The organism is Pseudomonas sp. NPDC090233 (assembly GCF_044772285.1).
Taxonomy (GTDB): Bacteria; Pseudomonadota; Gammaproteobacteria; order Pseudomonadales; family Pseudomonadaceae; genus Aquipseudomonas.
Genome location: NZ_JBIVYQ010000004.1, coordinates 248,979 through 273,907, shown reverse-complemented (window position 1 = coordinate 273,907; position 24,929 = coordinate 248,979). Strand labels below are relative to the sequence as shown.

At 64.0% G+C, this 24,929-nt stretch carries 18 protein-coding genes and 1 pseudogene; 9 read left to right on the top strand and 10 right to left on the bottom strand.

Going from position 1 to position 24,929, the window contains the following annotated elements; translation table 11 throughout:
- Positions 1-17 precede the first annotated feature (17 nt).
- Genes ACIQUF_RS12575 through rfbC form a run of 5 tightly spaced genes read right to left on the bottom strand, consistent with a single transcriptional unit; the run spans position 18 to position 5,127 of the window.
- Positions 18-473, bottom strand: coding sequence for a YiiD C-terminal domain-containing protein (locus ACIQUF_RS12575; RefSeq protein WP_403131750.1), 456 nt, complete (start codon positions 471-473; stop codon positions 18-20).
- Complete coding sequence (locus ACIQUF_RS12570) at positions 460-1,878, bottom strand: sigma-54-dependent transcriptional regulator (RefSeq protein WP_403131748.1); 1,419 nt, start codon at positions 1,876-1,878, stop codon at positions 460-462. Before ACIQUF_RS12570 ends, ACIQUF_RS12575 begins: the two co-directional genes overlap by 14 nt.
- Complete coding sequence (locus ACIQUF_RS12565) at positions 1,875-3,689, bottom strand: ATP-binding protein (RefSeq protein WP_403131746.1); 1,815 nt, start codon at positions 3,687-3,689, stop codon at positions 1,875-1,877. The genes ACIQUF_RS12570 and ACIQUF_RS12565 overlap by 4 nt, the downstream gene beginning before the upstream one ends.
- A 38-nt stretch (positions 3,690-3,727) precedes the next feature.
- Positions 3,728-4,588, bottom strand: a complete 861-nt coding sequence (rfbD, locus tag ACIQUF_RS12560) for a dTDP-4-dehydrorhamnose reductase (protein ID WP_403131744.1) — start codon at positions 4,586-4,588, stop codon at positions 3,728-3,730.
- Positions 4,585-5,127 carry a dTDP-4-dehydrorhamnose 3,5-epimerase gene (gene rfbC / locus ACIQUF_RS12555; protein WP_403131743.1) on the bottom strand — a complete coding sequence of 181 codons (543 nt, stop codon included), beginning with the start codon at positions 5,125-5,127 and terminating at the stop codon, positions 4,585-4,587. The genes rfbD and rfbC overlap by 4 nt, the downstream gene beginning before the upstream one ends.
- A gap of 186 nt (positions 5,128-5,313) precedes the next feature.
- On the opposite strand from rfbC, the gene ACIQUF_RS12550 reads away from it, so the two are divergent.
- Both ACIQUF_RS12550 and aguA read left to right on the top strand, forming a co-directional pair.
- Positions 5,314-8,214: an aminotransferase gene (locus ACIQUF_RS12550; protein ID WP_403131742.1), complete on the top strand. Its 2,901-nt coding sequence runs from the start codon at positions 5,314-5,316 to the stop codon at positions 8,212-8,214.
- A 151-nt stretch (positions 8,215-8,365) separates the two neighbouring features.
- Positions 8,366-9,472: an agmatine deiminase gene (gene aguA / locus ACIQUF_RS12545; RefSeq protein ID WP_403131741.1), complete on the top strand. Its 1,107-nt coding sequence runs from the start codon at positions 8,366-8,368 to the stop codon at positions 9,470-9,472.
- A 502-nt stretch (positions 9,473-9,974) separates the two neighbouring features.
- On the opposite strand, the gene ACIQUF_RS12540 is transcribed toward aguA, so the two are convergent.
- Entirely contained in the window at positions 9,975-12,077 is a 2,103-nt protein-coding gene (locus tag ACIQUF_RS12540; RefSeq protein ID WP_403131740.1) for a TonB-dependent receptor, read from the bottom strand.
- Positions 12,078-12,551: 474 nt separating this feature from the next.
- Here ACIQUF_RS12540 and ACIQUF_RS12535 point away from each other — a divergent pair, with 474 nt between their 5' ends.
- Positions 12,552-13,871 carry an OprD family porin gene (locus ACIQUF_RS12535; protein WP_403131739.1) on the top strand — a complete coding sequence of 440 codons (1,320 nt, stop codon included), beginning with the start codon at positions 12,552-12,554 and terminating at the stop codon, positions 13,869-13,871.
- A 30-nt stretch (positions 13,872-13,901) separates the two neighbouring features.
- Here the strand turns inward: ACIQUF_RS12535 and ACIQUF_RS12530 are convergent, their stop codons facing one another.
- The 3 genes from ACIQUF_RS12530 to ACIQUF_RS12520 form a co-directional block, all read right to left on the bottom strand.
- Complete coding sequence (locus ACIQUF_RS12530; protein ID WP_403131738.1) at positions 13,902-15,569, bottom strand: FMN-binding glutamate synthase family protein; 1,668 nt, start codon at positions 15,567-15,569, stop codon at positions 13,902-13,904.
- Positions 15,570-15,811: 242 nt separating this feature from the next.
- Positions 15,812-17,179, bottom strand: a complete 1,368-nt coding sequence (locus ACIQUF_RS12525; protein ID WP_403131737.1) for an ATP-binding protein — start codon at positions 17,177-17,179, stop codon at positions 15,812-15,814.
- Position 17,180: 1 nt separating this feature from the next.
- Entirely contained in the window at positions 17,181-17,900 is a 720-nt protein-coding gene (locus ACIQUF_RS12520) for a response regulator (protein ID WP_403131736.1), read from the bottom strand.
- A gap of 139 nt (positions 17,901-18,039) precedes the next feature.
- On the opposite strand from ACIQUF_RS12520, the gene ACIQUF_RS12515 reads away from it, so the two are divergent.
- Positions 18,040-20,301: a TonB-dependent siderophore receptor gene (locus tag ACIQUF_RS12515; protein ID WP_403131735.1), complete on the top strand. Its 2,262-nt coding sequence runs from the start codon at positions 18,040-18,042 to the stop codon at positions 20,299-20,301.
- Positions 20,302-20,439: 138 nt separating this feature from the next.
- Here ACIQUF_RS12515 and ACIQUF_RS12510 read toward each other — a convergent pair.
- Positions 20,440-20,583, bottom strand: a pseudogene (locus ACIQUF_RS12510) (DUF3079 domain-containing protein); the annotation flags it as partial.
- Between the two features lie 171 nt (positions 20,584-20,754).
- Between ACIQUF_RS12510 and moaB the strand changes: the two are divergent.
- Genes moaB through ACIQUF_RS12485 form a run of 5 tightly spaced genes read left to right on the top strand, consistent with a single transcriptional unit; the run spans position 20,755 to position 24,906 of the window.
- On the top strand, positions 20,755-21,309 hold the full coding sequence (gene moaB / locus ACIQUF_RS12505; RefSeq protein ID WP_403131734.1) for a molybdenum cofactor biosynthesis protein B: 555 nt from the start codon (positions 20,755-20,757) through the stop codon (positions 21,307-21,309).
- A complete protein-coding gene (glp, locus tag ACIQUF_RS12500) occupies positions 21,306-22,538 on the top strand; it encodes a gephyrin-like molybdotransferase Glp (protein ID WP_403131732.1) in 1,233 nt (410 codons plus the stop codon). The genes moaB and glp overlap by 4 nt, the downstream gene beginning before the upstream one ends.
- A 25-nt stretch (positions 22,539-22,563) precedes the next feature.
- Complete coding sequence (locus tag ACIQUF_RS12495; protein WP_403131731.1) at positions 22,564-23,559, top strand: peptidase U32 family protein; 996 nt, start codon at positions 22,564-22,566, stop codon at positions 23,557-23,559.
- A gap of 7 nt (positions 23,560-23,566) precedes the next feature.
- The gene (locus ACIQUF_RS12490; RefSeq protein WP_403131730.1) at positions 23,567-24,454 is read left to right on the top strand and encodes a U32 family peptidase; all 888 of its coding nucleotides are present in this window, start codon (positions 23,567-23,569) and stop codon (positions 24,452-24,454) included.
- On the top strand, positions 24,451-24,906 hold the full coding sequence (locus ACIQUF_RS12485) for an SCP2 domain-containing protein (RefSeq protein ID WP_403131728.1): 456 nt from the start codon (positions 24,451-24,453) through the stop codon (positions 24,904-24,906). Before ACIQUF_RS12490 ends, ACIQUF_RS12485 begins: the two co-directional genes overlap by 4 nt.
- Positions 24,907-24,929 lie beyond the last annotated feature (23 nt).

Here is a 24,929-nt window from a genome sequence, read left to right as displayed (position 1 = left end):
GATTGATGCAAGCCGTGTCAGCGGTGCAGGACGTACTGGCCGCTGAACGTGACGGCGGGCTCGTCGCTGTCGACGTTACTCACGGTAGTTTCCAGCGTCAGCCGCGCGCGGCCCCGGCGCTGGTACATCGTCACGAAACGTTCCCAGGTTTTGTCGTCCGGCGCTGCACAGCGTGCCACCGCCGTGCCGGTCACCGGCAGCGGATAGCTGATCTGGCCCTCCTGAATGACGATATGCCCGTCATCGATCCCCATCTCGCGCAGCCGCAGGTGCAGCCATCCCCAACCCACCAGCACAGCAGCGCAGTACAGGCTGCCGCCGAACATGGTGCTCTTGTGATTGACGTTGGCGGCCAGCGGCAATTGCAGGCGCAGACTCTTGCCTTGCCAATCGATGACTTCCAGGCCCATTTCGCGGGTCAGGGGAATATCGCTGTGCAGCACCGACTGCAGGTACTGGCTATCGCTGTTCATGGCGGTTGTCCTCGTTGTCATCGTGTCCGCTGTTGCCGCCGTCGAAATTGAGGCCGTGCTTGCGCAATTTGTCGTGCAGTGTCTTGCGCGGGACGCCGAGTGCCTCGGCCAGGCTGCGCATGGAACTGTGCGGCTGGGCCAGTTCGGCGGCGATCAGCGAGCGTTCGAATTGCTCGACCTGTTCACTGAGATTACCCAGCGATATCGGCGCCGAAGGGGCAGCCGCAGCAGGTGCCTGACTATCAAGGGCCAGTTCCAGGCCCAGGGCGAAGCGTTCGGCGGCGTTCTGCAGTTCACGCACGTTGCCGGGCCAACCGTGGCGCAACAGCATGGCCCGTTGCGCTGGCTGCAGGCTGTGCACCGGCAGGCCGTGGCGTTCGCTGGCGGTGTCGGCGAAATGCTGGAACAGCACCAGGATGTCATCACCCCGTTCGCGCAGCGGCGGGATGCGCAGCGGGGCCACGTTGAGGCGGTAATAAAGGTCGGCGCGGAAGCGGCCCTGGTCGGCGGAGGTGCGCAAGTCTTCCTTGGTCGCGGCGATGATGCGGATGTCCAACGGGATCAGCTGATTGCCGCCCAGGCGCTCAACCACTCGCTCCTGCAGCAGGCGCAGCAGCTTGACCTGCACGTCCAGGCTCATGCTCTCGATTTCGTCGAGGAACAGCGTGCCGCCGTTGGCGAACTCGAACTTGCCGATGCGGCGCTTCTGCGCGCCGGTGAAAGCACCGGGTTCATGGCCGAACAGTTCGCTTTCGACCACCGACTCGGCCAGCGCCCCGGCATTGATGGCCACGAATGGGCCGTCGCGGCGGCTGGACAGGTCGTGCAGGGCGCGGGCCACCACTTCCTTGCCGGCGCCGGTCTCACCGAGGATCAGCACGTCGGCGCGGGTGCCGGCCAGGGCGCCGATCTGCTCGCGCAGGCGCTGCATGGCAGGCGAATGGCCGACCAGGCGGGTGGCCAGTTGCTGGCGGTCGCTCAGGGCCAGGCGCAGGCTGCGGTTGTCCAGCACCAGCCGGCGCAAGGCCAGGGCGCGGCGTACGCTGTCGAGCAGGGCATCGGTGGCGAAGGGTTTTTCCAGGAAATCGTAGGCCCCCGCGCGCATGGCTTGTACTGCCAGCGGCACATCGCCGTGGCCGGTGATCAGCAGCACCGGCAGTTCGTTGTCGAGGCCATGCAGCTGCTCAAGCAATTGCAGGCCGTCGATGCCGGGCATGCGGATATCGCTGACCACCACACCGGGCCAGTCGGGCTCGATGTGCTCGGCCAAGCCCTGGGCGTCGGCCAGGGCGACTACCTTGAGGCCGGCGAGGTCGAGGGTTTGGCTCAGGGCCTGGCGCAGGTGTGGGTCATCGTCCACCAGCAGGACCTGGGCCTGGCTGTCGATGTAAGGCTCGGTGGTCATGCCGAGGGGTCCTCTGAAGGTTGCAGGTTGGCGCCAGGCGTGGCGACGCGCAGTTGCAAGGTAAGCAGGGCGCCGCCTTCCGGGTGGTTGGCCAGCAGCAGCTCGCCCCCCAGCGCACGCATCAGGCTTTCGCAGATGGCCAGGCCCAGACCGAGGCCCTGGGTGCGGGTCTTGGTGGTGAAGAACGGCTCCTTGGCGTGCTCCAGGGCCTGGCGGCTGAAGCCCGGGCCGTTGTCGCGGATGAACAGGTAGACGTAGTCGTCGCGCTTTTCGGCACTCAGCCACAGGCGGCGTGGGTTGGCCTTTTCGGTCAATGCATCGAGGGCATTGGCCAGCAGGTTGCCGAGCACCTGGCGCAGTCGGGTTTCGCCGGCCTGTACCCACAGGGTGGCATCGGGCAGGTCGCGGATCAGCTCCACGGCCATGGCCCGGCGGCGCTTGGCCAGCAGGGCCAGGGCGTCGTCCAGCGCCGGCTGCAGGGCAACGCTTTCCGGCGCGTGGCGATCGCGGCGGGCGAAGGCGCGCAGGTGCGCGATGATCGAAGCCATGCGCCCGGTCAGCTCACCGATCAGCTTGAGATTGCCGCGGGCATCCTCGGTACGTTGGTGGTCGAGCAGGACCTCGGCGTTTTCCGCGTAGCTGCGGATCGCCGCTAAGGGCTGATTGAGTTCGTGGCTGATGCTCGCCGACATGGTGCCGAGCACCGACAGCTTGCCGGCCTGCACCAGCTCGTCCTGGGCGCGCACCAGTTCTTGCTGGGCGTTCTCGCGCTCCAGCACCGCGCTCTTGAGCCGGGTATTCAGGCCTTCGAGGTCGGCGGTGCGCTGCACCACACGGTTTTCCAGCTCCTGGCGGCCGCGGGCTTCGAAGTCGATGCGGTCGATGTAGTGTCGGCGCCGCTGCATCACTAGGCCCGCCAACAGCATCAGCACCAGCAGCGCACCGCCGCCGATGGCCATGACCGTCTGCACCGAGCGGTCGACCAGCATGCGCGGGGCGAGGATGCTGACTTGCCAACCGGTCTCCTTGATGTCGCGGGTCTGGGCCAGCCAGGCGTCCTGGTTGAGCACCAGCGGCTGCGGCGCCTGGGTCGGGTAGGGCTGGATGGCGATGATCGCCTGGCGCTCGGCTTCGGTCAGCTCACGGGTGGCGCGGAAGCGCCAGTCTGGCCGCGAGGTGAGGATCACCACCCCATTGTGGTCGGTCAGCAGCAGTTGCTCGGGCGTGCGGCCCCAAAGGGTCTCGGTGTGGTCGAGGTCGACCTTGACCACCAGCACGCCGACGATGCGTTCGCGGTCGCGCACGGCGGCGGCAAAGAAGTAGCCGCGCTTGGCCGAGGTGGTGCCCTGGCCGAAGAAGCGCCCAAGTTGCCCGGCCATGGCTTCATTGAAATACGGGCGGAAGGCGAAGTTGCGGCCGACGAAGCTGTCGCGCTTGTCCCAGTTGGAGGCGGCCAGGGTGTTGCCGCTGATATCCATCAGGTACATCACCTCGGCACCGGTCTGGTGGACGATGTCCTTGAGCAGGCGGTTGGCGTTGGTCACCGCTTCGAGCTTGAACGGGTCGTCCAGCACGCCGCGCAGCGCCGGTAGGTCGCCGAGGATCTGTGGCAGGGTTTCGTAGCGGTGCAGGGTGCCGAGCAGGTTGGCCACGTACAGGTCGAGGGTCTGGCGGTTTTGCGAGGCCAGTTCGTCCTGGTAATAGCGTTCGGCGAGATGATGCAGCGGCCACAGCAAGGGGGCCAGGCACAGGGCCAGCAGGGCCAGGCTGCGCCAGCGGGGACGGCGAGGGTGCGTGGGTTTTGCAATCATTGCGAAAATGCGCCAGTGGAGTCTGGCGCAATTATGCGCTACTTGAGGCAGTCGATCAGTGCTTGCTGCCAATGTGCTGGCTGCACGTCCCATTCGCGGGCCAGGCGCGAGCAGTCCAGGCGCGAGTTGAGCGGCCGGCGGGCAGGTGTCGGGTATTCGCTGGAAGGGATCGGCAGTACCTCGGCGCAAGGCAGGCCGCGGGCCTTGAGTTGCTCGCCGATGGCCTGGGCAAAGCCGAACCACGACGTCTCGCCCTGTGCGGTCAGGTGATAAGTGCCCCAGGGGCCAGCCTCCCCGGCTTGCCAGCGTGCGATAAGCGCTTGGGTGGCGGTGGCGAGGGCCGTGGCCCAGGTGGGAGCGCCGATCTGGTCGTCGACCACGCGCAGCTGCGGCTTCTCCTGCAGCAGGCGTTGCATGGTCAACAGGAAGTTGCGCCCGTGCAGCGAGTAGACCCAGCTGGTGCGCAGGATCAGGTGCTCGCCCCCGACTGCGGCAATGGCCTGCTCTCCGGCCAGTTTGCTGCGTCCATAGACACCCAACGGGTTGGGTACATCGTGCTCGTTATATGGGGTAGCTTTCTCGCCGTCGAACACGTAATCGGTGGAGTAGTGGATCAATGGCGCGCCAAGGCGCAGGGCCTCTTCGGCGAGCACCCCGGGTGCCTGCGCATTGATCGCAAAGGCTAGGTCCGGTTCGCTCTCGGCCTGGTCCACGGCGGTGTAGGCGGCGGCGTTGATGATCAGCTCAGGCGCTAGCCGACGCAGCGGTTCGCGCAGTGCCTCGGGCCGGGCCAGGTCCAGTTGCTCGCGGCCAAGTACGTGCAGCTCACCAACGCCGGAGAGTTGCGCCTTCAGCGCTTGGGCGACCTGGCCGTTGCAGCCACAGACCAGCACTTTCATGGGAACAGGTCCGCGTCTTTAAGCAGCGCGCCAGCCTGGTCCTTGGGCGACAGCAACGGCGCTTCAACGCCCCAGTCGATGGCCAGGTCCTGGTCGTCCCAGCGGATGCAGCGCTCGGCCGCCGGGTTGTAGTAGTCGGTGGTCTTGTAGAGGAAGTCTGCCGATTCGCTGAGGACCAGGAAACCATGAGCGAACCCTGGTGGGATCCAGAACTGGTGGTGGTCCTGGTCACTCAGCCGGGTCGCTACCCAGCGGCCGAAGGTGTCCGAGCTGCGGCGGATATCCACGGCGACGTCCAGCACTTCGCCCTTGGTCACGCGGACCAGTTTCCCCTGGGGATTGTCGATCTGATAGTGCAACCCGCGCAGCACGCCGCGCTGCGACCGCGAATGGTTGTCCTGAACAAAGCGCACTTTAGATCCAATCTGCTCGGAAAAATCGCGTTCATTGAAGCTTTCAAAGAAAAATCCGCGATCATCGCGGAAAACCTTTGGTTCGATGATCAGTACATCAGGTATGTCAGTTTTGATGATCTTCATGGTGATTGTCTGACCTGTACTCAAGGGTTGTCCGCTGTGTTGAATGTAGCCTGCCTTGGCCTTATGCAATCCTAGATTGCCGTCATGATCGCGCACGGGCGCACATTGATCTTTTCATCTTTGCCACTTGTTTATCGGCCACTGCAGTGGCGAGATAAGCAAAAAAGTAAAAGAGGTTTCATCTTCATGCCCCTGCGCACCCTGATCCAGCGTTCCAGCCTGCCCAGCCCGTCGCTCAGCGAAGCCCAGGCGCATGCCTTGCTGCAGGCTCATTATGACCTGGCTGGCAGCCTGTCTGCGCTGGGCAGCCAGCAGGACCTCAACTTCCGCCTGGACACCGGGCAAGCGCGGTTCGTGCTCAAGGTGTGCCATGGCAGTTATGCCCAGGTGGAGTTAGAGGCGCAGCATGCGGCCCTGGCTTACCTGAGTGAGCAGGGGTTGCCGGTTCCAGCGGTACGTACGGCCCGGGACGGCAAGGATTTGCTGACGCTGGACATCGACGGCCAACCGCTGCGCGCACGGTTGCTGGGTTATATAGAGGGTCAGCCGCTGACGCGCCTCAAGCACATGCCGCCACGGCTGATGGCCGAACTGGGCGCGCTCTGCGCCCGCATCGATCAGGCCCTGGTCGATTTCGACCACTCGGGCCTGGCGCGCACCCTGCAATGGGACCCGCAGCATGCCCAGGCCCTGATCGAGCATCTGCTACCTGTGTTGCAGGATGCCGGCCAGCGCGCCCGCGTCGAGCAGGCCACCCGCCTGGCCGCTGAAAAGCTTGCACCGTTGGTCGGGCAACTGCCGAGCCAGGCCGTGCACCTGGACATCACCGACGACAACGCCGTGTGGGCTAGAGACGGCGAACGCCAATGGCAACTGCAAGGCGTCATCGATTTCGGCGACCTGCTGCGTACCTGGCGTATCGCCGACCTGTCGGTCACCTGTGCGGCATTGCTGCATCATGCCGAGGGAGATCCGTTGCGCATCCTGCCGGCAGTGCGCGCTTATCAGGCCGTCAACCCGTTGAGCGAGGCCGAACTGCGCGCCCTTTGGCCGCTGGTACTGAACCGTGCCGCCGTGCTGGTGCTGAGCAGCGAGCAACAACTGGCCGTTGACCCTGGCAACCAGTACACCCGCGACAATATCGCCCATGAGTGGGAGATCTTCGACACCGCTACCGCCGTGCCTTTCGCCCTGATGGAAGCCGCCATTCTGCAGGCAGCGGGTCTTGAGCCGTGCGCGCCCGATCTGGCTGACGCTGCACCCTTGCTCCCGGACTTGGCCGGGCAGGAGGTGGCCCGGGTCGATATGGGCGTGCTCAGCACGCACTGCGAAGCTGGAAACTGGGAGCAACCGGGGTTCGATCAGCGCCTGCTGACCGCGCAACCGGCGCCGGCGTGCAGCCTGCATGGGCAATACCGCCTGTCCCAAACGCACATCGACCGTCCCGAAGAACCCGCCACCTGCGCCTTGGGCGTCGAGTTGCACGTACCTAACGGCACAACGCTGCAAGCACCTCAGACAGGTATCTGGCAGCGCCAGGGCGATGGTCGCGGGAGCCTGCGCACGGCCCAATGGACGTTGTGGCTCAGTGGCCTGGAAGACGCACCGGCAGACGGCCAGTCCTTGACCAAGGGCCAGACGTTGGGCAGCAGTTGTGGCTTCCTCAGTGTTCAGCTATGCCTGGACGACGCTCTCCAACCACCATTCTTTGCCACGCCTTCCCACGCTGCCGCCTGGCTGGCGCTGTGCCCTTCGCCGGCAGCGCTGCTGGGCTTCGACTGCGACGCAGAACCGCTGGCCGACCCGCAGGCCCTGCTAGCCCGCCGCGACGCCAGCTTCGCCCGCTCGCAGAAGCACTACTACGCGCAGCCGCCGCACATCGAACGCGGCTGGCGCAATTACCTGTTCGACATGCAGGGCCGCGCCTACCTCGACATGCTCAACAACGTCGCGGTGCTCGGCCATGGCCATCCGCGCATGGTGGCCGAGTCGGCGCGCCAGTGGTCGCTGCTCAACACCAACTCGCGCTTCCATTACGCCGCCATCGCCGAATTCTCCGAGCGCTTGCTAGACCTGGCACCGGCCGGTTTCGACCGGGTATTCCTGGTCAACAGCGGCACCGAAGCCAACGACCTGGCGATCCGCCTGGCCTGGGCTTACAGCGGCGGGCGCGACCTGCTCAGCGTGCTGGAGGCCTACCACGGTTGGTCGGTGGCCACCGATGCCATTTCCACCTCGATCGCCGACAACCCGCAAGCCCTGGAAACCCGGCCGGATTGGGTGCACCCGGTCGAGGCGCCGAATACCTTCCGTGGCCGCTACCGGGGCGCCGGCAGTGCCGGTGACTACCTGCGCGACGTCGACGCCAAGCTGGCCGACCTCGATGCCCGTGGCCGTCAGTTGGCCGGCATGATCTGTGAACCGGTGTATGGCAATGCCGGCGGCATCTCGCTGCCGCCGAGCTACCTGCAAGAAGCCTATGCCAAGGTGCGTGCCCGCGGCGGCGTGTGCATCGCCGACGAAGTGCAGGTCGGTTATGGCCGCCTGGGTGAGTACTTCTGGGGCTTCGAGGAACAGGGCGTGGTGCCCGACATCATCACCATGGCCAAGGGCATGGGCAACGGCCAGCCACTGGGCGCGGTAATCACCCGCCGCGAAATTGCCGAAGCGCTGGAAGCGCAGGGTTACTTCTTCTCTTCCGCAGGCGGCAGCCCGGTCAGTTGCCGTATCGGCATGGCGGTGCTGGATGTGATGGAAGACGAGGGGCTGTGGCAGAACGCCCGTGAAACCGGGCGTTACTTCAAGGCGCGCCTGCAGGCGTTGGTCGATAAACATCCGTTGGCCGGAGCCGCCCATGGGTCGGGCTTCTATCTGGGGCTGGAGCTGGTGCGTGACCGCGAAACGTTAGAGCCGGCTACCGAAGAAACCATGACGTTGTGCAATCGCCTGCGCGACCTGGGCATTTTCATGCAGCCGACCGGCGACTACCTGAACATCCTCAAGATCAAGCCGCCGATGTGCACCACGAAAGCCAGCGTGGACTACTTTGTGAACAGTGTGGATCGGATTCTGTCCGAAGACCTGTAAGCATCAGGAATGCCGTGCATGTCGATTGTTATCGGCTTGTGCGGCATTTTTATTGACCGTTCGTATGCATCGAGCTTTAAAAGCCGATATTTATCGGTTATAAATCCAGCATTCCATTGACCATCGGCCTAGGCCTTTGCAGAGGTTACCCATGAAAACCCTGAACTCCACCCCCCGCGCCGACGGTTTCCACATGCCCGCCGAATGGGCTCCGCAAAGCCAGGTGTGGATGGTCTGGCCAGAGCGTGCAGACAACTGGCGCCTGGGTGGCAAGCCTGCCCAGGCGGCCCACGTGACCTTGGCCAAAGCCATCGCCCGTTTCGAGCCAGTCACTGTGGCGGTTTCCGCCGGTCAGTACGAAAACGCCCGTCGCCAGCTCGACCTGCCGAACATCCGTGTGGTGGAAATCAGCAACGATGACGCCTGGGTGCGCGACACCGGCCCAACCTTCGTGATCAACAACGCGGGCGAAGTGCGCGGTGTGGACTGGGGCTTCAACGCCTGGGGTGGCTTCGAGGGCGGCCTGTACGCGCCGTGGAACCGCGACGAGGAACTGGCGGCCAAGGTCATGGAAATGGAGCGCTGCCAGCGTTACCACACCGAGGGCTTCGTGCTCGAAGGCGGCTCGATCCACGTGGACGGCGAGGGCACCCTGATCACCACCGAAGAGTGCCTGCTCAACCACAACCGCAACCCGCACCTGAACCGCGAGCAGATCGAAGAGATCCTGCGCGAACACCTGGCTGTCGAGACCATCGTCTGGCTGCCGGATGGCCTGTATAACGACGAAACCGATGGCCACGTCGACAACTTCTGTTGTTACGTCAGCCCAGGCGAAGTGTTACTGGCCTGGACCGATGATTCCAACGACCCCAACTACAAGCGCTGCCATGCCGCCTACGAGGTGCTGAAAAACACCCGCGACGCCAAGGGCCGCGAGTTCGTGGTGCACAAGATGCCGATCCCGGGCCCGCTGTTCGCCACTGAAGAAGAGTGCGCCGGTGTCGATCACGTGGCCGGTAGCCAGGAGCGCGACCCGTCGGTACGCCTGGCCGGTTCCTATGTGAACTTCCTGATCGTCAACGGCGGCATCATCGCGCCAAGCTTCAACGACCCGGCGGATGCCCAGGCTAGAGCGATCCTGGCCAAGGTCTTCCCGGACCATGAGGTGGTGATGATCCCCGGCCGTGAGTTGCTACTCGGCGGTGGCAATATCCACTGCCTGACCCAACAGCAGCCGGCGCCGGTCAAGCGCTGAATCAACGCCATGTAACGAGGCCCGTCAGATGACGGGCCTTTTTTTTGCGGCGATATTCGGCACCCCGAAATGGCATATGTTTTGTATTGATTTCAGCGAGTTAACTCGGACAGGTCGGTTTTTCCGTTCTGTAACAATCGCCAAGTAGATTAGCCGCTCACGGGCACCAGGAGTACGTGTAGACATGAACGCAGCAAGTGAGACGGCTTTGCGCCCATCGGCAGTGAATCACCAATCGCTCAGAACGTTGACGCAGTGGTTGAAGCACCATGGAAGCAAACGGGTCAGGACGACCGACCCACGACGTCTGCTTGACGGCCGCTATCCCCAAGGCCTGATCAGCGATGCGGAGCTGGAAGCGCTGCTGGGAGTTTGGCACTGATAGTACCGGCCTCTTCGCGGCTGAAGCCGCTCCCACGGGTACTACACAATGCTTGAAATTTGTGCAGTATCTGTGGGAGCGGCTTCAGCCGCGAAGAGGCCAGTACAGCCAGCAAAAAAATCAGAAGGTGTAAGTCCCTGTAACCACCAAGCTACGCGGATCACCAATCTGAATCTGCGCCGCACTGGTCGCCGAGCTGTAATACGTCTTATCGGTAATATTGCTCAGCGCCGCCCGCACATCCCAGTCATGGGTACGGAACCCCGCCAACGCATCCCACCGCCCATAACCCGGCATCACCGTGGTGTTCTGGTTGTCGGCATAGCGCTCACCCACCAGCGTCAACCCGGTCTCGGCGTACCAGCCAAGCTCCGGCTTCCAGGTCACGAACAGGCTGCCATTGCGCTTGGCCACGTCGTTGATGCGGTTGCCTTCCTGGCCGTTGTTGTCCTTGACGATGGTTGCATCCTGCAAGCCAATACCCCCACGCACGTACCAGTTGCCGACGATGTTGCCGGTGGCGGTCAGCTCGATGCCGCGTGAGCGCTGCAGCCCGCTCAGCAGGGTGATTTCCGGGTTGTTCGGGTCACGCGTGCGGCGGTTGTACAACTCAAGTTCATAAATGGCGAAGGTGGTGGTCAGGCGCTCGTCGAACCAGTCGCTCTTGACCCCGATTTCCTTCTGCCGGGTCAGTTCCGGGCTGGTGTCGTTGGTGTTGCCCGGCGCGCCTGGGGTGATGCCGATTAGGCCGCCACCGACGGGCGAGAAGGTCTTGCTCCACGACGCATAGAACGAGTGGTCGCGCCACGGCGTATAGACCACGCCCAGACGCGGGCTGGTGGTGTTGCTGTCCTGCTTTTCAGACAGGTTGCGCACCTTGTTGGTGGTCTCCACGTCGAACTGGTCGAAGCGCACGCCGGCGAGAATCTGCCACTGATCGTTGAGGCGGATCTGGTCCTGCAGGTACAGGCCACGGCTGTCGACCACGGTGTGGTTGTCGCTCGATACGACCATGCGGCCGGTGTGCTGCAGGTCGCGATTCGGGTTGTTCAGGTCCAGGCTCGGGACCGGGCGACCACCGGCCGAGACGGCAGCGGCGGTATACAGCGTCGGGTCGCGGCGCTGGTTGCCGAACTCCAGGCCCAGCAGCAGTTTGTGTTCCAGGCCCCAGGTGGCGAAGTCGCCTTCGGCTTCCAGGTTGTTGAACAGGTTGCGGGTGTTCAGGTCCTGTTGCCAACGTTGGCGGGTGACCGTGTTGTTGCTGGCGTTGTAGCCGGTCAGGTAGGTGTTGTCGAACTCGCTGTCGAGCTTGAACAGGCCGAGGGTGTGGCGCAGTTGCCAAGTGTCGTTGAGCTGGTAATTCAAGCGCGAACGCAGCGATTGTGCACGATCGTCGATGAAATCGCGCTGGGTGTCGCCATAGGTGGTGCTGCGGCTGACATCGGCAGGGCGCCCATTGACCCCGGGGATGCCGCGGTCGGGGGTGCGGTTGTAGCGGCTGTACTCGTATTGCACCAGCCAGTTCAGGTCGGGGGTGAGCTGCCAGCTCATCGACGGGGCGAACAGCTGGCGGCTGCCATCAATGCCGTCGCGGAAGCTGTTGTTGTCCTGGTTGCCCATGTTCAGGCGCAGGCTGACGGTGTCGCTGGGGTCGGCGCTGAGGTCGGCATACAGGCTTCGCAGGTCCTCGCTGCCACCCTGGGCCTCGATGGACGAGCGGCGGCCTCTTTCCGGTGCCTTGCTCACCCGGTTGACGATGCCGCCCTGGCTGCCACGGCCATACAGCACGGCGGCCGGGCCCTTGAGCACTTCGACCCGCTCGATGTTGTGCAGGTCGCGAATGTACTGGCTGTCGTCGCGGATACCGTCGAGGTAGAAGTCGTTGCTGGCTTCGAAACCGCGAATGCGCACGCTGTCGAAGCGTGTGTCCGCGCCGCTGCTGACGTTGGGGATACCTTCTAATGCCTTGCCCAGCGAGTCGCTGCCGTAGTCCAGGACATTGCGGGTCTTCACCGTGTCGATGGCCTGGGGCACGTAGCGCACAGGGGTGGAGGTGCGCGTTGCGGTGCTGACCTCCTTGACCCGTGGGTTGTCTTCTTCGCGCTCGCTGTCGGCGGTAACCGACAACTCGGGCAGGGTAGTGGAGGCGGCACTGGCCAGGCTGGCGCTGAATAGCAGCGACAGGCCTAGCGTAAGGGGTGAAAGTCGGCAGGGGGCAGGCATGGAGACATCCGAACCTAAGGCAGGTGAAAAAAGAGGTGCGAATGGTAATGCTTGCTATTTGCTGTTGCTTGGGTATTTGTAAAGACTCGTCTTTACATAGGTAACACTTTGTAAATAGTCATTTGGCATTGGGTCGCGTCCGGGAAATTATCCGGTGCGTCAGATCGACACATCTGACAAAAGACAAAATCCCCACTGATGGCGGGGAGGGGCATGAAAATGCCCTTCACCTGCCGGTTATTTTGGTTATATCGACCTGCATTTCACGACTTTTTGACATTTGTAATCGCACACGGCTAGGATTCGGCCAACGCCTGATGGCCATGACCTGGCCATGCTGCTGCACAAGGCCCGCCACGCAACCCTCGGCGGCCTTTCAGTTGGATCCGCATAGCGTCGAACCTACGAAGGGGCGTTGGTTCCTGGCGTCATATTGCAGAGCGTTTTTGATTAAGAAATAAGGAAAAGAACAACATGTTGAAAACCAGGATCAGCCTGGTCGCCCTGGCGATGATCGCCGCGACCCAGGCACAGGCCAACGAGCAGGCCGACAGCAAGGGCTTCATCGAAGACAGCCACGCAAACGTTTTGCTGCGTAACGCTTACATCAACCGTGACAAGAAGCACGGTACCGACGACCAGATCGAGTGGGGCCAGGCGGCCATCGCCAACTTCTCCTCTGGTTTCACCCAGGGCACCGTCGGTGTCGGCGTTGACGCCTTCGGCCTGTACGCTGTGCGTCTGGACGGCGGCAAGGGCCATAACGGCGGCGCCGGTGTCGACTTCTTCAAGCCGGAAAACACCAAGAACGCCGATGGCAACGCCAGCGGCCCGCACGACCTGGCCCGTGCTGGCGCAGCCGTGAAGTTCCGCATCTCCAACACCGTGCTCAAGTACGGTGACCAGATGCCAGCACTGCCCGTGCTGAACTACGACGACGGTCGTCTGCTGCCTGAAAGCTTCACCGGCACCCTGATCACCTCCAAGGAGATCGAAGGCCTGGAGCTGAACGCCGGCCGCTTCACCCAGGAAGCGCGCAAGAGCGCCGAGCGTCGTGACGGTGGCGGCCTGAAGTCGATCAACGTCTTCGGCGGCAGCTACAAGTTCACCGACAACTTCACCGCTTCGCTGTACACCGCAGACAACGAAGACGTGATGAAGAAGCACTACCTGGGCTTGAACTACGTCTTCCCGATCGCCAATGACCAGTCGCTGACCCTGGACTTCAACGGCTACAAGTCGGACATCGACAAGCAGTACGTTCAGTCCGCCAAGCTCAACGGCGACTCCAACACCATCTGGAGCCTGGCCGCGACCTACGCCTACGGTGCGCACTCGTTCACCCTGGCGCACCAGCGCAGCACCGGCAGCACCGGCTACAACTACGGCTGGTACCAGAACGAAGGCGGCGTGGGTGACGGTGGTTCGACCATCTTCCTGGCCAACTCCTACTGGTCCGACTTCAACGCCGAAGACGAGCGTTCCTGGCAGCTGGGCTACGGCCTGGACTTCGGTGCCTACGGCATCCCGGGCCTGACCTACAAGCTGGCCTACGTGGTGGGTGACAACATCAACACCCGCAGCGTCGACAGCCCGCAAGGCTTCGGCGAAGGCAAAGAGCGCGAGATCTTCAACCAGATCCGTTACGTCGTTCAGGAAGGCCCGGCCAAAGACCTGTCGATCAAGCTGCGCAGCTCGTTCCTTCGCACCAACAACGCTGTACAGCAGAACGGCTACAACGACGACGGCAACGAAGTCCGCGTATTCGTCGAGTACCCGATCAGCATCTTCTGATACTGATCCCGTGTACCGAGCAGCCCCGGCCTATGCCGGGGTTGTTTCTTTCCGGCGTACCGCTGGCGCTGGTATCGAAGCTGTTTCCCCCGTCTCCGGTGCAAAGCTGTCGCTGCGCGCCATCCGCCACATCCGCGCATAGAACTCGCTCGCGATCGAGCCACTGAGCAATTCGCCAGGCTTGAGGAACGTGTGCACATCCGAAAACAGGCTGATCTCGCTGCTGCTGATGCGCCGTGCCAAGTGTTTTGGCTTGAGCTCCGACGGGTGCTCAAGGCCAGCGGCGGCGAGCATCTCGGCCAGGGCATGCAGGGTGTTGCGGTGGAAGCTGGCAACCCGCTCTGCCTTGTCCGGCACCACCAGCGCACGCTGGCGCAATGGGTCCTGGGTGGCCACACCGGTCGGGCACTTGTTGGTGTGGCAGCTCTGCGACTGGATGCAGCCGATGGCGAACATGAAACCGCGTGCCGAATTGACCCAGTCGGCGCCGATGGCCAGCACACTGGCGATATCGAAGGCACTGACGATCTTGCCCGCCGCACCGATGCGGATGCTCGAACGCAGGTTCAGGCCAACCAGGGTGTTGTGCACGAACATCAGGCCTTCGCGCATGGGCACGCCCATGTTGTCACTGAACTCGCGCGGTGCCGCGCCGGTGCCGCCTTCCTTGCCGTCGACGACGATAAAGTCCGGGGTGATGCCGGTAGCCAGCATGGCCTTGGCGATACCCATGAACTCCCACGGGTGGCCCAGGCAGAACTTGAAACCCACCGGCTTACCGCCGGACAGCGCGCGCAGCTGAGCGACGAAGTGCAGCAGCTCCAGCGGCGTGCGGAATGCGCTGTGGGCGGCCGGCGAAATGCAGTCTTCGCCTTCGCGCACGCCACGGGTGGCGGCGATTTCCGCGCTGACCTTGTGCCCCGGCAGGATGCCGCCGTGGCCGGGTTTGGCACCCTGGCTGAGCTTGATCTCGATCATCTTCACCTGCGGGTCGCAGGCCTGAGCGGCGAAGCGCTGCGGGTCGAAACGGCCTTGTTCGGTGCGACAGCCGAAGTAGCCGCTGCCGATTTCCCAGATCAGGTCGCCCCCATGCTCGCGGTGGTAGGGGCTGATGCTGCCCTCACCGGTGTCATGGGCAAAGCGTCCCAGGCGCGCGCCCTGGTTGAGCGCGGCAATCGCGTTGGCGCTGAGTGCGCCGAAGCTCATCGCCGAAATGTTGAAGATCGAGGCCGAGTAGGGCAGACGGCACTGCGGCCCGCCGATGGCAATGCGGAACGAGGCAGGGTCTGGCGTTGCCACCGGCAGCATCGAATGGCTGATGAACTCGAAGCCGGGCTTGTAGGCGTCGTTGAGCGTGCCGAAGGCTTTCTCGGCGCTTTCATTCTTTGCTCGGGCATACACCAAAGAGCGTTGCGAGCGGGAGAAGGGCAGCTTGTCGTCGTCACCTTCGATCAGGTATTGGCGGATCTCCGGGCGAATGGTCTCGATCAGATAGCGGATGTTGCCCAGGATCGGGTAGTTGCGCCGTACCGCGTGATGGCTTTGGCGCAGGTCGTTGAGGCCGACCAGGCTGAGCAGCGCGCTGATCACGGTCAGCGGCCAGAGCCAGGTGTGTGCGGCTAGGAGGGGAAGGCTGGCGAAGCTGAAAATCAGGCAGATCGCCAGGCAGGCGTAGCGGCTGGGGAGAGAGTGTTTCATGGGTCCATCGCAGGCAGGATGACCGGGGCAAGGATAGGCAAACTGGCGGTGCGGAAAACCAGGGGAATTGGTAAAACACTGTTACCCGAAAGTGGTGCGCACAGAATAAAACATTGAGCGCGCCGCATATTCCGTGGGAGCGGCTTTAGCCGCGAAGCAAGCGGCGCGGGGGCTGGCACCGGCTTCGCCGGTGTTCGCGGCTGAAGCCGCTCCCACAGGGGCGCCGGCAAGAAGTTATTGTGTCAGCCCGGCAGCAGCACGCTCACGCGTAATCCGCCTCTGTCGCGGTTCATCAACATCAGCTCACCGCCGTGGCTGGCGGCAATCCGCTGGGCAATGCTCAACCCCAATCCATACCCCCCAGACGCCTGGTTGCGAGACCCCTCGCCGCGCACGAACGGATCGGTAATGGTCGCCAGCAGCCCTGGGTCGATGCCTGGCCCGTGGTCGTCGATATGAATGACCACGCCCGTAGTGGTGCGCTCCAGGGTGACGGAAACCTCCTTGGCATAGCGCAGTGCATTGACCAGCAGGTTTTGCAGGCAACGCTGCAGCAGCAAGGCATCGACCCGCAGGCTGCCAGCCTTGCCCTGCACCGGCAGCGGCTCGTCGGCGCTGGCAAGGTCCGCGCACAAGCGTGCTACCAACCGGTCGATATCGACCTGCTGCAGGTTCTGTTGCTCCCCCGCACGCAGGTAATCCAAAACCTGGCCAATCATGTCGTCCATCTGCGTGATGTTCTGCCGCAAACGCTCGTGGTGGTCGTCGTCGGGCAGCCGTTCCAGACGCAGGCGCATGCGCGTCAGCGGGGTGCGCAGGTCGTGGGATACGGCCGCCAGGAAATAAGCCTTGTCGTTGACCATGGCGATCAGCCGTTGCTGCATGGCGTTGAAAGCCTGGGCGGCCTGGCGCACTTCTTCCGGGCCATCCAGGGCCAGCGGGGATTGCTCCAGATTGGCCCCCAGGCCGCGCGCGGCATCGGCCAGGCGACGCAGCGGGCGCAGGCACAGGCGTACCGCGATCAGGCAGACCAGCAGCACGGCGACGATGCGCAGCGCGTAGACCCGCAACAGGTAATCGCTGATCAGCACCCAGGCCGACTCGCCGCTCCAGCCCTGCAGCTCCTGGCCGTCAATGCTCAGCCAATGGCCGTCAGCCAGGGGCACGGCGAACTGGATATGCGCCTGGGCGGTGCGCAAGCCGAACAGGCTGCGCCAGACGATCGGCTGGCCCAGCTCGTCAGTCAGCTGCACCTTGAGCAGGCGTACTTCCTGGGTATGGCCAAGTTCGTACTTGAGCGCCTGCTGCAGCAACAACTCTACGCGCCGTCGCCCCCGGCGCTGGTCTTCCTCCACGGCGGGCACGTCGTCGGTACAGCGCACTTGATAGTGCGCCGGTATTGGCAGCGATCCAGCATGGCAATCGGCGTGGGCAATCAGCGGCGCGCTGCGTGCTGCCATCAACCTGACAGGCGCCTCCAGCACCTGGGCAAAGCGCACATCGAACCAGATGCTGCTGGACATCAGCTGGATCACCAGCGTACCGCTGACCATGATCAGCAGCAGCTGGCCAAACAGGGTGCGCGGCCACAGCCGCCGGAGCCAGCGCACCTCAGATAGCCGCTTCGGCGCGGGCCATGCTCAGCAGGTAGCCTTCGTTGCGGATGGTGAGGATCTGCACAGTGCCGCCCGGCGCGCGGCGCAGCTGCTGGCGCAGGCGGCTGATGCACATGTCCACCGAACGGTCGTCGGGGAGGTGGTCGCGGCCAAAGGCACTGCGCGTCAACTGATCGCGGGAGACCACGCGGTTGTTGGCTTCCAGCAGTTCACGCAGCACCCGGTAATCGGAGCGGGGCAGGGTCAAGGCCTGACCATCAGGGCGGGTGAGCAGGCGCTTGACGTGGTCGAGGCTGAAGCCGGCAAAACATTGTGCGTCGGTTGCGGGTTCGTCTACTGCAGCATCGAGGCGCTGGGGGCGGCGCAATACCGCTTTGATGCGGGCGACCAGTTCACGCGGCTCGAACGGCTTGGCCAGGTAGTCGTCGGCACCGACTTCCAGGCCGATGATGCGGTCCAGCGTACTGCCCTTGGCCGAGAGCATGATCACCGCCAGACCTGGGGTTGCCTGAAGCTGTCGACACAGGCTCAAGCCATCCTCGCCCGGGAGCATCAGGTCCAGCACTACCAGCTCTACCTTGTGCTGAGCCAGTTGCTCGCGCATACCCTCCCCATCGGCGGCAGCCAGCACTGTGTAGCCGGCATCGCTCAAATAATCACAGAGAAGTTCGCGGATCTCGTCGTCATCATCGACAACCAGCAAGGTCGTGCTCATTGCAAAAAACACCTGTTCGGGAGGGCTGGCAGCGCTCGTTACGTTCAATTACATGCCCATACAAGCCGGGTATGGAGCCCGGAAGGCGGATGCCTAGAATCGTAACAAAAAATCATCTGCAAATACGAAGCCTTCCCAAATGAAACCTCCAAGTCTCACGATTCACCCGCTTGCCCTATTCGTTGCATTGGCCGTCAGTGGCGGTGCCGTGGCCGCCGACGGCCAACCCCTGGAGCTGGATGCCACCCAGATCGATGACAGTGCGCTGCTGTCCGCCGATGAGACTGGGCAGTTGGGTTACACGGTGGAAAGCACGCGCAGCTCCACCGGCCTCAAGTTGACGCCGCGCCAGACACCCCAGTCGGTCACGACCATTACCCGTCAGCAGCTGGATGACCGCGACATTCACAGCATCGAGCAGGCACTGGACACCACACCGGGCGTGAGCACCACCAAGTCCGAAGTCGGCGGGCGCACCGACTTCCGTGCCCGTGGCTACTCGATCAGCAACTGGAAGGTCGATGGTTTGCAGTTCCAGGGTGGCTCGGACTTCAGCGGCGGCGGCAACGCCTTGAACATGGACCTGTACGAGCGCATCGACATCGTCCGTGGCGCCAACGGCCTGCTCGGCGGCACCGGCGACCCGTCGGCCACCGTCAATCTCATCCGCAAGGCCCCGACCAAGACTTTTGGCGGCAGCGCCTACGCCACCTACGGCAGCTGGGACAAACGCCGCCTCGGCGCCGACCTGAACCTGCCGCTGTCCGAGGATGGCCGCTTGCGCTCGCGTTTCGTGATGACGCAAGGCGATGCCAACTCCTTCCGCGACAACCAGTCCGAACGCTCGCGCGCGGCCCTGGCCAATTTCGAGTTCGACATCGACGACGCCACCACCCTCGGCGCCGGCTACCAGTACGAATACAACAAGGTGGTGGGTGGTGGCTGGGGCGCCAACATCCCGATCTGGTACCGCGACGGCAGCACCACAAACCTGCCGCGCAGTACCAATGTGGTGCCGAGCTGGAGCTTTGGCGAATACACCACGCGTACCGCGTTCGGCTCGCTGGTGCACCACTTCGACAACGACTGGAGCCTCGACCTGAAAGCCGCCCAGAGCACCAGTGAGGCGCTCAACCACCGCGGCCTGGCCAAGGTCAATTCGGCCGGGCGCGGCAGCTATGGCGGTTACTGGGACCAGGACGGCAGCGGCGCGATACTGAATGGCCTGCACAGCTCCAGCGACACCACCCAGCAGTCGGCGCAAATCGACTTGTCCGGGCCCTTCCAGCTGTTTGGCCGCGCCCACCAGGCGATGGTCGGCTACAACGACAGCCGCACCGTGGCCTGGTCGCCGGAGTACAGCTGCACGATGGTCAGCGATAACCGCGTCAGCGCACCGTCGGTGGGCTGCCAGTTCCGCGCCAACAACGGCTTCCCGGTGACCGACTGGCACAACGGCGTGGACAGCGACTACGACATGCTCGCCTCGCGCACCGGCCGCCACAGCAAGACCACCACGCGCCTGCAAGGCATGTATGCGGCTACCCGCCTGAGCATTACCGACCCGTTGTCGGTGATTATCGGTATGCGCACCACCGATTACTCGGCCACCACCCGCAATGTCAGCGGCGTGCGCAGCAATCAGCAGAACAGCGGCATCGTCACGCCGTACCTAGGCGCGGTGTACGACCTCAACGACACCTACTCGCTGTACGCCAGCTACACCGATATTTTCAACCCGCAGACGGCCGAGACCGAGAGCGGTACCAAGGTCGAGCCGATCCGTGGGCAAAGCTACGAGACTGGCATCAAGGGCGAATGGCTGGATGGTCGCCTGAACGCCTCGGCGGCGTACTTCCGCACCAAGCAGGAAAACAAGGCGGTGCTCGACGATGGCCTGACCACCCCAACCGGTGGCGATGCCTACAAGGCCGGCACCGGCCAGGAAACCGACGGTATCGACCTGGAAATCGCTGGCGCCCTGACACCGAACTGGAACCTGTATGCGGGGTATACCTACCTGCATTTCCGCCGCGTCGACAGCGATGGGCGCAGTGACCCGTCGCACCTGTTCAAGGCCTCCACCACCTATCGCCTGTCTGGCCCGCTCGACCGCCTGACCTTGGGTGCAGGCGTGAAGGCGCAGACTAATATCCGCGCAATCTCAAGCCCGGCGGGGCAACCTGTGAATGGTGTGAGTGGGGGTTCGACCGATGTGAATTGGTCGGGCTATGCGATCTGGAGTGCCATGGCCAAGTACCAGGTGACTGACGATACCTCGGTTAGCCTCAATGTCGACAACCTGTTCGACAAGCATTACTACACCCAGTACGGGTTCTATGCGGGAGCGATTTATGGGGATCCGCGGAACATGTCGCTGACGGTCAGTACGGCGTTCTGATTCCGGACTTCACCCCGATTTCTCTGTGGGAGCGGCTTCAGCCGCGAAGCTGGCGACGCGGTGAATGGCACCGGCTTCGCCGGTGTTCGCGGCTGAAGCCGCTCCTACAGGTTCCTCCTGCAGCGCATCGAAACTGTCCCAATCCTCCCCAAACAATTCCACCGGGTGCATGGTCCGGTCCGCGCCATTGCCACACGCCAGCGCCTTGGCCGGGCAGTACAGGTCACACCCCCAGCAGATGCGCTCCGGGTGGCTGGGGTTGTGGGGGAATTTCTTGGCCATGGCATGCCTCCAGCAATCGCCGTTTGCCCCAGACTATGCCCGTCACCCCCGCCAGGCTTGATCGAAATCAAGCTTTGCTGCATCTACCCCGGGGTGTACCTCCTTCGAGGAATGTGACGAGCAGATAACCTGGCACAGGCTGCGCACTGTCATTCAGAGGAGGGTGCCAACATGGCTCACCTTGCACTCAGCGAATTCCAGGCACTGCGCATTGCCGTGCTGACCATCAGCGATACTCGCACCCCGGCCACCGATGGCTCTGGGCAAACCCTGGTCGATAGCCTGCAGGCAGCGGGGCACATCCTCCACGACCGGGCATTGGTGCCCGACGACATCTGGCAGATTCGTGCGCGGCTGTGCGCCTGGATCGCCGATGCCCAGGTGCAGGTGGTGCTGCTCACCGGGGGCACAGGCTTTACCGCCCGTGACAACACGCCCCAAGCCGTCGAGCCGCTGTTGGACAAGCGCGTGGAAGGTTTTGGCGAGCTGTTCCGCCAGGTTTCGCTGGCGCAGATCGGCACCTCGACGATCCAGTCCCGCGCCCTGGCCGGGCTCAGCAACGGCACCCTGGTGTGCTGCTTGCCGGGCTCCCCAGGCGCCTGTCGCACCGGCTGGGACGAGATCCTGCACAAGCAACTCGACTGCCGCACCACGCCGTGCAACTTCGTGCCCCACCTCAAGCAGCTGCCCGAGCAAGCCCTGGCTGCCTGCGGGAGCCGCGCATGAATGCCTGTGGCTGCGGCGTCGACAACCTGCGCCCAGTCGACCAGGCCATCAGCGAATTGCTGGAGCAGGCACCCCGGCCCCCGGCGGCCGAGCGGCTACCACTGGACATGGCCCTGGGCCGCGTTCTCACCGATGACGTGCTGGCGCCGCGCCCTAGCCCAGCCTGGGACAACAGCGCCATGGACGGCTACGCTCTGCGCGCCGCCGACTTGCCCACAGAGGGCGGCTACTTGCCGCTGGCGGGGCGCATCGCGGCCGGGGACGCGGCGCTCGACGAATTGCCAGAAGGTCATGCGGTGCGCATTTTCACCGGCGCACCTTTACCGGCCGGGGCCGACAGTGTGGTGCCGCAAGAGCACGCCAAAGCCTGTACCGGGCGCGTCTGGCTGCCGGCCTGCTGGCCTGGCGACCATGTGCGCCGTTGTGGCGAGGAGTTCCGCCAGGGCGCCCGTTTGCTGGAGACCGGGCAGCGCCTGCGCCCTGCCGAGCTGGGTTTGCTCGCCAGTCAGGGCATCGCCTCGGTACGGGTGTACCGGCCGCTGCGGGTCGGCCTGCTGAGTACCGGTGACGAACTCTGTGCGCCGGGCGATGTGCTGCGCCGTGGTCAGATCTACGATGCCAACACCCACAGCCTGGCTGCTGCGCTTCGCGGCTGGCAGCTGGAAGTCGGTGAATTGGGCCACCTGCCAGACAATCCTCGGGCATGCCGCGAGACATTGACCAAGGCCGCCGCCTACTGGGATGTGATCATCACCTCGGGTGGGGTTTCGGTGGGCGAAGAGGATCACCTCAAGTCCGCCGTCGAAGCGCTGGGCGATCTGCGCCTGTGGCGCCTGGCGATCCAGCCCGGCAAACCGTTCGCCTACGGCCGAGTGGGGACAACCCCGTGGCTTGGCCTGCCGGGCAATCCCGTCGCCGCGCTGCTGTGCCTGCAGGTGGTGGCCCGGCCCTTCCTGCTGCGTGCGCAGGGCCGCCGCGACGTGATGCCACGGGCCATGCCGGTGGTCGCCAACTTCGACTGGCCACGGGCCAACCTGCGCCGCCAGTACCTGCGCGCCTGGCTCACCTCGACACCAGCAGGCCTTCGCGTGATCCCCAACGCCTGGCAAGGCTCGGCCATGCTCAGCGGCATGTGCAGCGCCGAAGGCCTGGCCGTGATCGAGGCGCATCGCACCTTGCGTGCCGGCGAGACGGTCGACTTCATCAGCTTCGACACCCTGGCGGCCTGAGCTGCTTTGCACAGGAGACAACACCATGCACCTGGTTTGCCCGGCAGGTAGCCTGCCCGCGCTGAAGGCCGCGTTGCAGCAAGGCGCGGACGCCATCTACGTAGGCTTTCGCGATGACACCAACGCCCGGCATTTCACCGGGCTCAACCTCGATGAACGGCAGCTGGAGATTGGCTTGGCGTTGATCCATGAACAGCGCCGGCAGTTGTATGTTGCCGTCAACACCTACGGCCAGTCGCAGGGCTGGTCGCGGTGGCAGCGCGCCGTCGACCAGGCTGCTGACCTTGGCGTCGACGCACTGATTGCCGCCGACCCCGGCGTCCTGGCCTACGCCAGCCGACGCCATCCCAATCTGAACCTGCACCTGTCCGTGCAAGGTTCGGCCACAAATCCTGCGGCCTTGTCGTTTTTCCACCAGCGCTACGGCATCCGTCGCGCCGTGTTGCCGCGGGTGCTGTCACTGGCCCAGGTGCGCCAGGTGGCCGAACGCAGCGAGGTGCCGTTGGAGGTGTTCGCTTTCGGCAGCCTGTGCATCATGGCGGAAGGCCGCTGCCACCTGTCGTCCTATGTAACCGGCGAGTCGCCCAACCTCTGTGGCGTCTGCTCGCCGGCCAAAGCCGTACGTTGGAGCGAAGATGCCGACGGCCTCAGCGCACGACTTGGTGGTGTGCTGATCGACCGCTATGCGCCTGAAGAGCCTGCCGGTTACCCAACCCTGTGCAAGGGCCGTTTCGTGGTCGAGGGCCAGAAGTTTCACGCGCTGGAAGAGCCCACCAGCCTCAACACCCTCGACCTGATCCCGCAACTGGCGCAGCTGGGCATTGCCGCCGTGAAGATCGAAGGCCGCCAACGCAGCCCGGCCTATGTCGAGCAGGTGACGCGGGTGTGGCGCCAGGCACTGGACGCGCATGCCCGGGAGGGCAGCGGGTTCGCTGTGCAAGCGCAGTGGCGCAAGGTGCTCTCGCAATTGTCCGAAGGCAGCCAGACGACCCTGGGTGCCTACCATCGAGCCTGGCAGTGAGGTGCCTATGAAACTGAGCCTGGGACCTGTGCTGTTCTACTGGAGCCGGGAGAAGCTGCTGGCGTTCTATGAAGCGATGGCGAGCCAGCCGCTGGATGTGATCTACCTCGGTGAAACCGTCTGCTCCAAGCGCCGCGCCCTGTCGCTGGACGACTGGCTGGCCCTGGCCCGCGAGTTGCGAGCAGGCAGCAGCGTTGAGGTGGTGTTGTCCGGGTTGGCGCTGGTCGAGGCGGCGTCGGAGCTGTCGAGCCTCAAGCGCCTGTGCGAAAACGGCGAACTGCGAGTCGAAGCCAATGACATGGGCGCGGTGCAGCTGCTCGCTGAGCGGCACCTGCCCTTTGTCGCCGGCCCGGCGCTGAACCTGTACAACCCCTATGCATTGCAGGAGTTGATGGACTGCGGCCTGCAGCGCTGGGTGCCGCCCGTCGAATGCTCGGGGCAGCTGGTGCGCGACTGCCTGGTGCAACTCGACGCCCTGGGCATAACCCGGCCAGAGGTCGAGCTGTTCGCCTACGGCCACCTCCCGCTGGCCTACTCGGCCCGTTGCTTCACCGCCCGCGCCGAGAACCGCCCCAAGGACGACTGCCAGTTGTGCTGCCAGAAACACGTCGAAGGGTTGCCCATGTTGAGCCAGGAAGGTGAGCGGTTGTTCGTGCTCAATGGCATCCAGACGATGTCGGGCGAAGCCAGCAACTTGCTGGGTGATTACCCAGGGCTCGTCGATTGCGGTGTGGATATCCTGCGCCTCAGCCCGCGTGGCGAGGGTATGCAACAGGTGATCGCGGCCTTCGACGCAGTGCGCGAAGGGGCCTCACCGCCCATCGCGACGAGCGGCTGCAACGGCTACTGGCATGGCCAACCGGGCATGCTGCGGGTTGGCGAGGTGCTGCCATGAAGCGCTTGCTCAAATACGGCGAGCCGCTGCTCAAAGCGGGCAGGCATGTGCCGTTCGCCTGCCAGAAGCTGGCAATCGAGCAGCTGGCCCAGCGTCTGTTTGCCGAGCCGTTGGCCGAAGGGGCGTTCGACTTGTTGCGCGGGCACTGGTTGCGGCTGCAAGTGACTGACCTTGGGCTGGCCTGGAGCGTGACTTGCGAAGGCCAGCGCTTGAAGGTAGCGGCGCGGGGCAGGGCGGATGTGACCATCCGTGGCAACTGGCGGGAGTTCCTGCTGCTGGCCAGTCGACAAGAAGACCCCGATACCCTGTTCTTCCGGCGGCGCCTGGTGATCGAGGGCGATACTGATTTGGGGTTGGGGGTGAAGAACCTGCTCGATGCGCTGGACCCGGAGCACCTGCCGCCGATGCTATGGCGGATGATTCGCGGCATGGGCAAGGCAGTGAGGGCTTAGCACGGACCCGGTGGGAGCGGCTT

Excerpts from the sequence above, each read along its gene's own strand:
- ACIQUF_RS12565 (WP_403131746.1), bottom strand. The coding sequence starts at position 3,689 with ATGATTGCAAAACCCACGCACCCTCGCCGTCCCCGCTGGCGCAGCCTG.
- ACIQUF_RS12530 (WP_403131738.1), bottom strand. The coding sequence starts at position 15,569 with ATGAAACACTCTCTCCCCAGCCGCTACGCCTGCCTGGCGATCTGCCTG.
- aguA (WP_403131741.1), top strand. The coding sequence starts at position 8,366 with ATGAAAACCCTGAACTCCACCCCCCGCGCCGACGGTTTCCACATGCCC.
- ACIQUF_RS12570 (WP_403131748.1), bottom strand. The coding sequence starts at position 1,878 with ATGACCACCGAGCCTTACATCGACAGCCAGGCCCAGGTCCTGCTGGTG.
- rfbD (WP_403131744.1), bottom strand. The coding sequence starts at position 4,588 with ATGAAAGTGCTGGTCTGTGGCTGCAACGGCCAGGTCGCCCAAGCGCTG.
- ACIQUF_RS12520 (WP_403131736.1), bottom strand. The coding sequence starts at position 17,900 with ATGAGCACGACCTTGCTGGTTGTCGATGATGACGACGAGATCCGCGAA.
- ACIQUF_RS12515 (WP_403131735.1), top strand. The coding sequence starts at position 18,040 with ATGAAACCTCCAAGTCTCACGATTCACCCGCTTGCCCTATTCGTTGCA.
- ACIQUF_RS12495 (WP_403131731.1), top strand. The coding sequence starts at position 22,564 with ATGCACCTGGTTTGCCCGGCAGGTAGCCTGCCCGCGCTGAAGGCCGCG.
- ACIQUF_RS12540 (WP_403131740.1), bottom strand. The coding sequence starts at position 12,077 with ATGCCTGCCCCCTGCCGACTTTCACCCCTTACGCTAGGCCTGTCGCTG.
- ACIQUF_RS12485 (WP_403131728.1), top strand. The coding sequence starts at position 24,451 with ATGAAGCGCTTGCTCAAATACGGCGAGCCGCTGCTCAAAGCGGGCAGG.
- moaB (WP_403131734.1), top strand. The coding sequence starts at position 20,755 with ATGGCTCACCTTGCACTCAGCGAATTCCAGGCACTGCGCATTGCCGTG.
- glp (WP_403131732.1), top strand. The coding sequence starts at position 21,306 with ATGAATGCCTGTGGCTGCGGCGTCGACAACCTGCGCCCAGTCGACCAG.
- ACIQUF_RS12535 (WP_403131739.1), top strand. The coding sequence starts at position 12,552 with ATGTTGAAAACCAGGATCAGCCTGGTCGCCCTGGCGATGATCGCCGCG.
- rfbC (WP_403131743.1), bottom strand. The coding sequence starts at position 5,127 with ATGAAGATCATCAAAACTGACATACCTGATGTACTGATCATCGAACCA.
- ACIQUF_RS12575 (WP_403131750.1), bottom strand. The coding sequence starts at position 473 with ATGAACAGCGATAGCCAGTACCTGCAGTCGGTGCTGCACAGCGATATT.
- ACIQUF_RS12490 (WP_403131730.1), top strand. The coding sequence starts at position 23,567 with ATGAAACTGAGCCTGGGACCTGTGCTGTTCTACTGGAGCCGGGAGAAG.
- ACIQUF_RS12550 (WP_403131742.1), top strand. The coding sequence starts at position 5,314 with ATGCCCCTGCGCACCCTGATCCAGCGTTCCAGCCTGCCCAGCCCGTCG.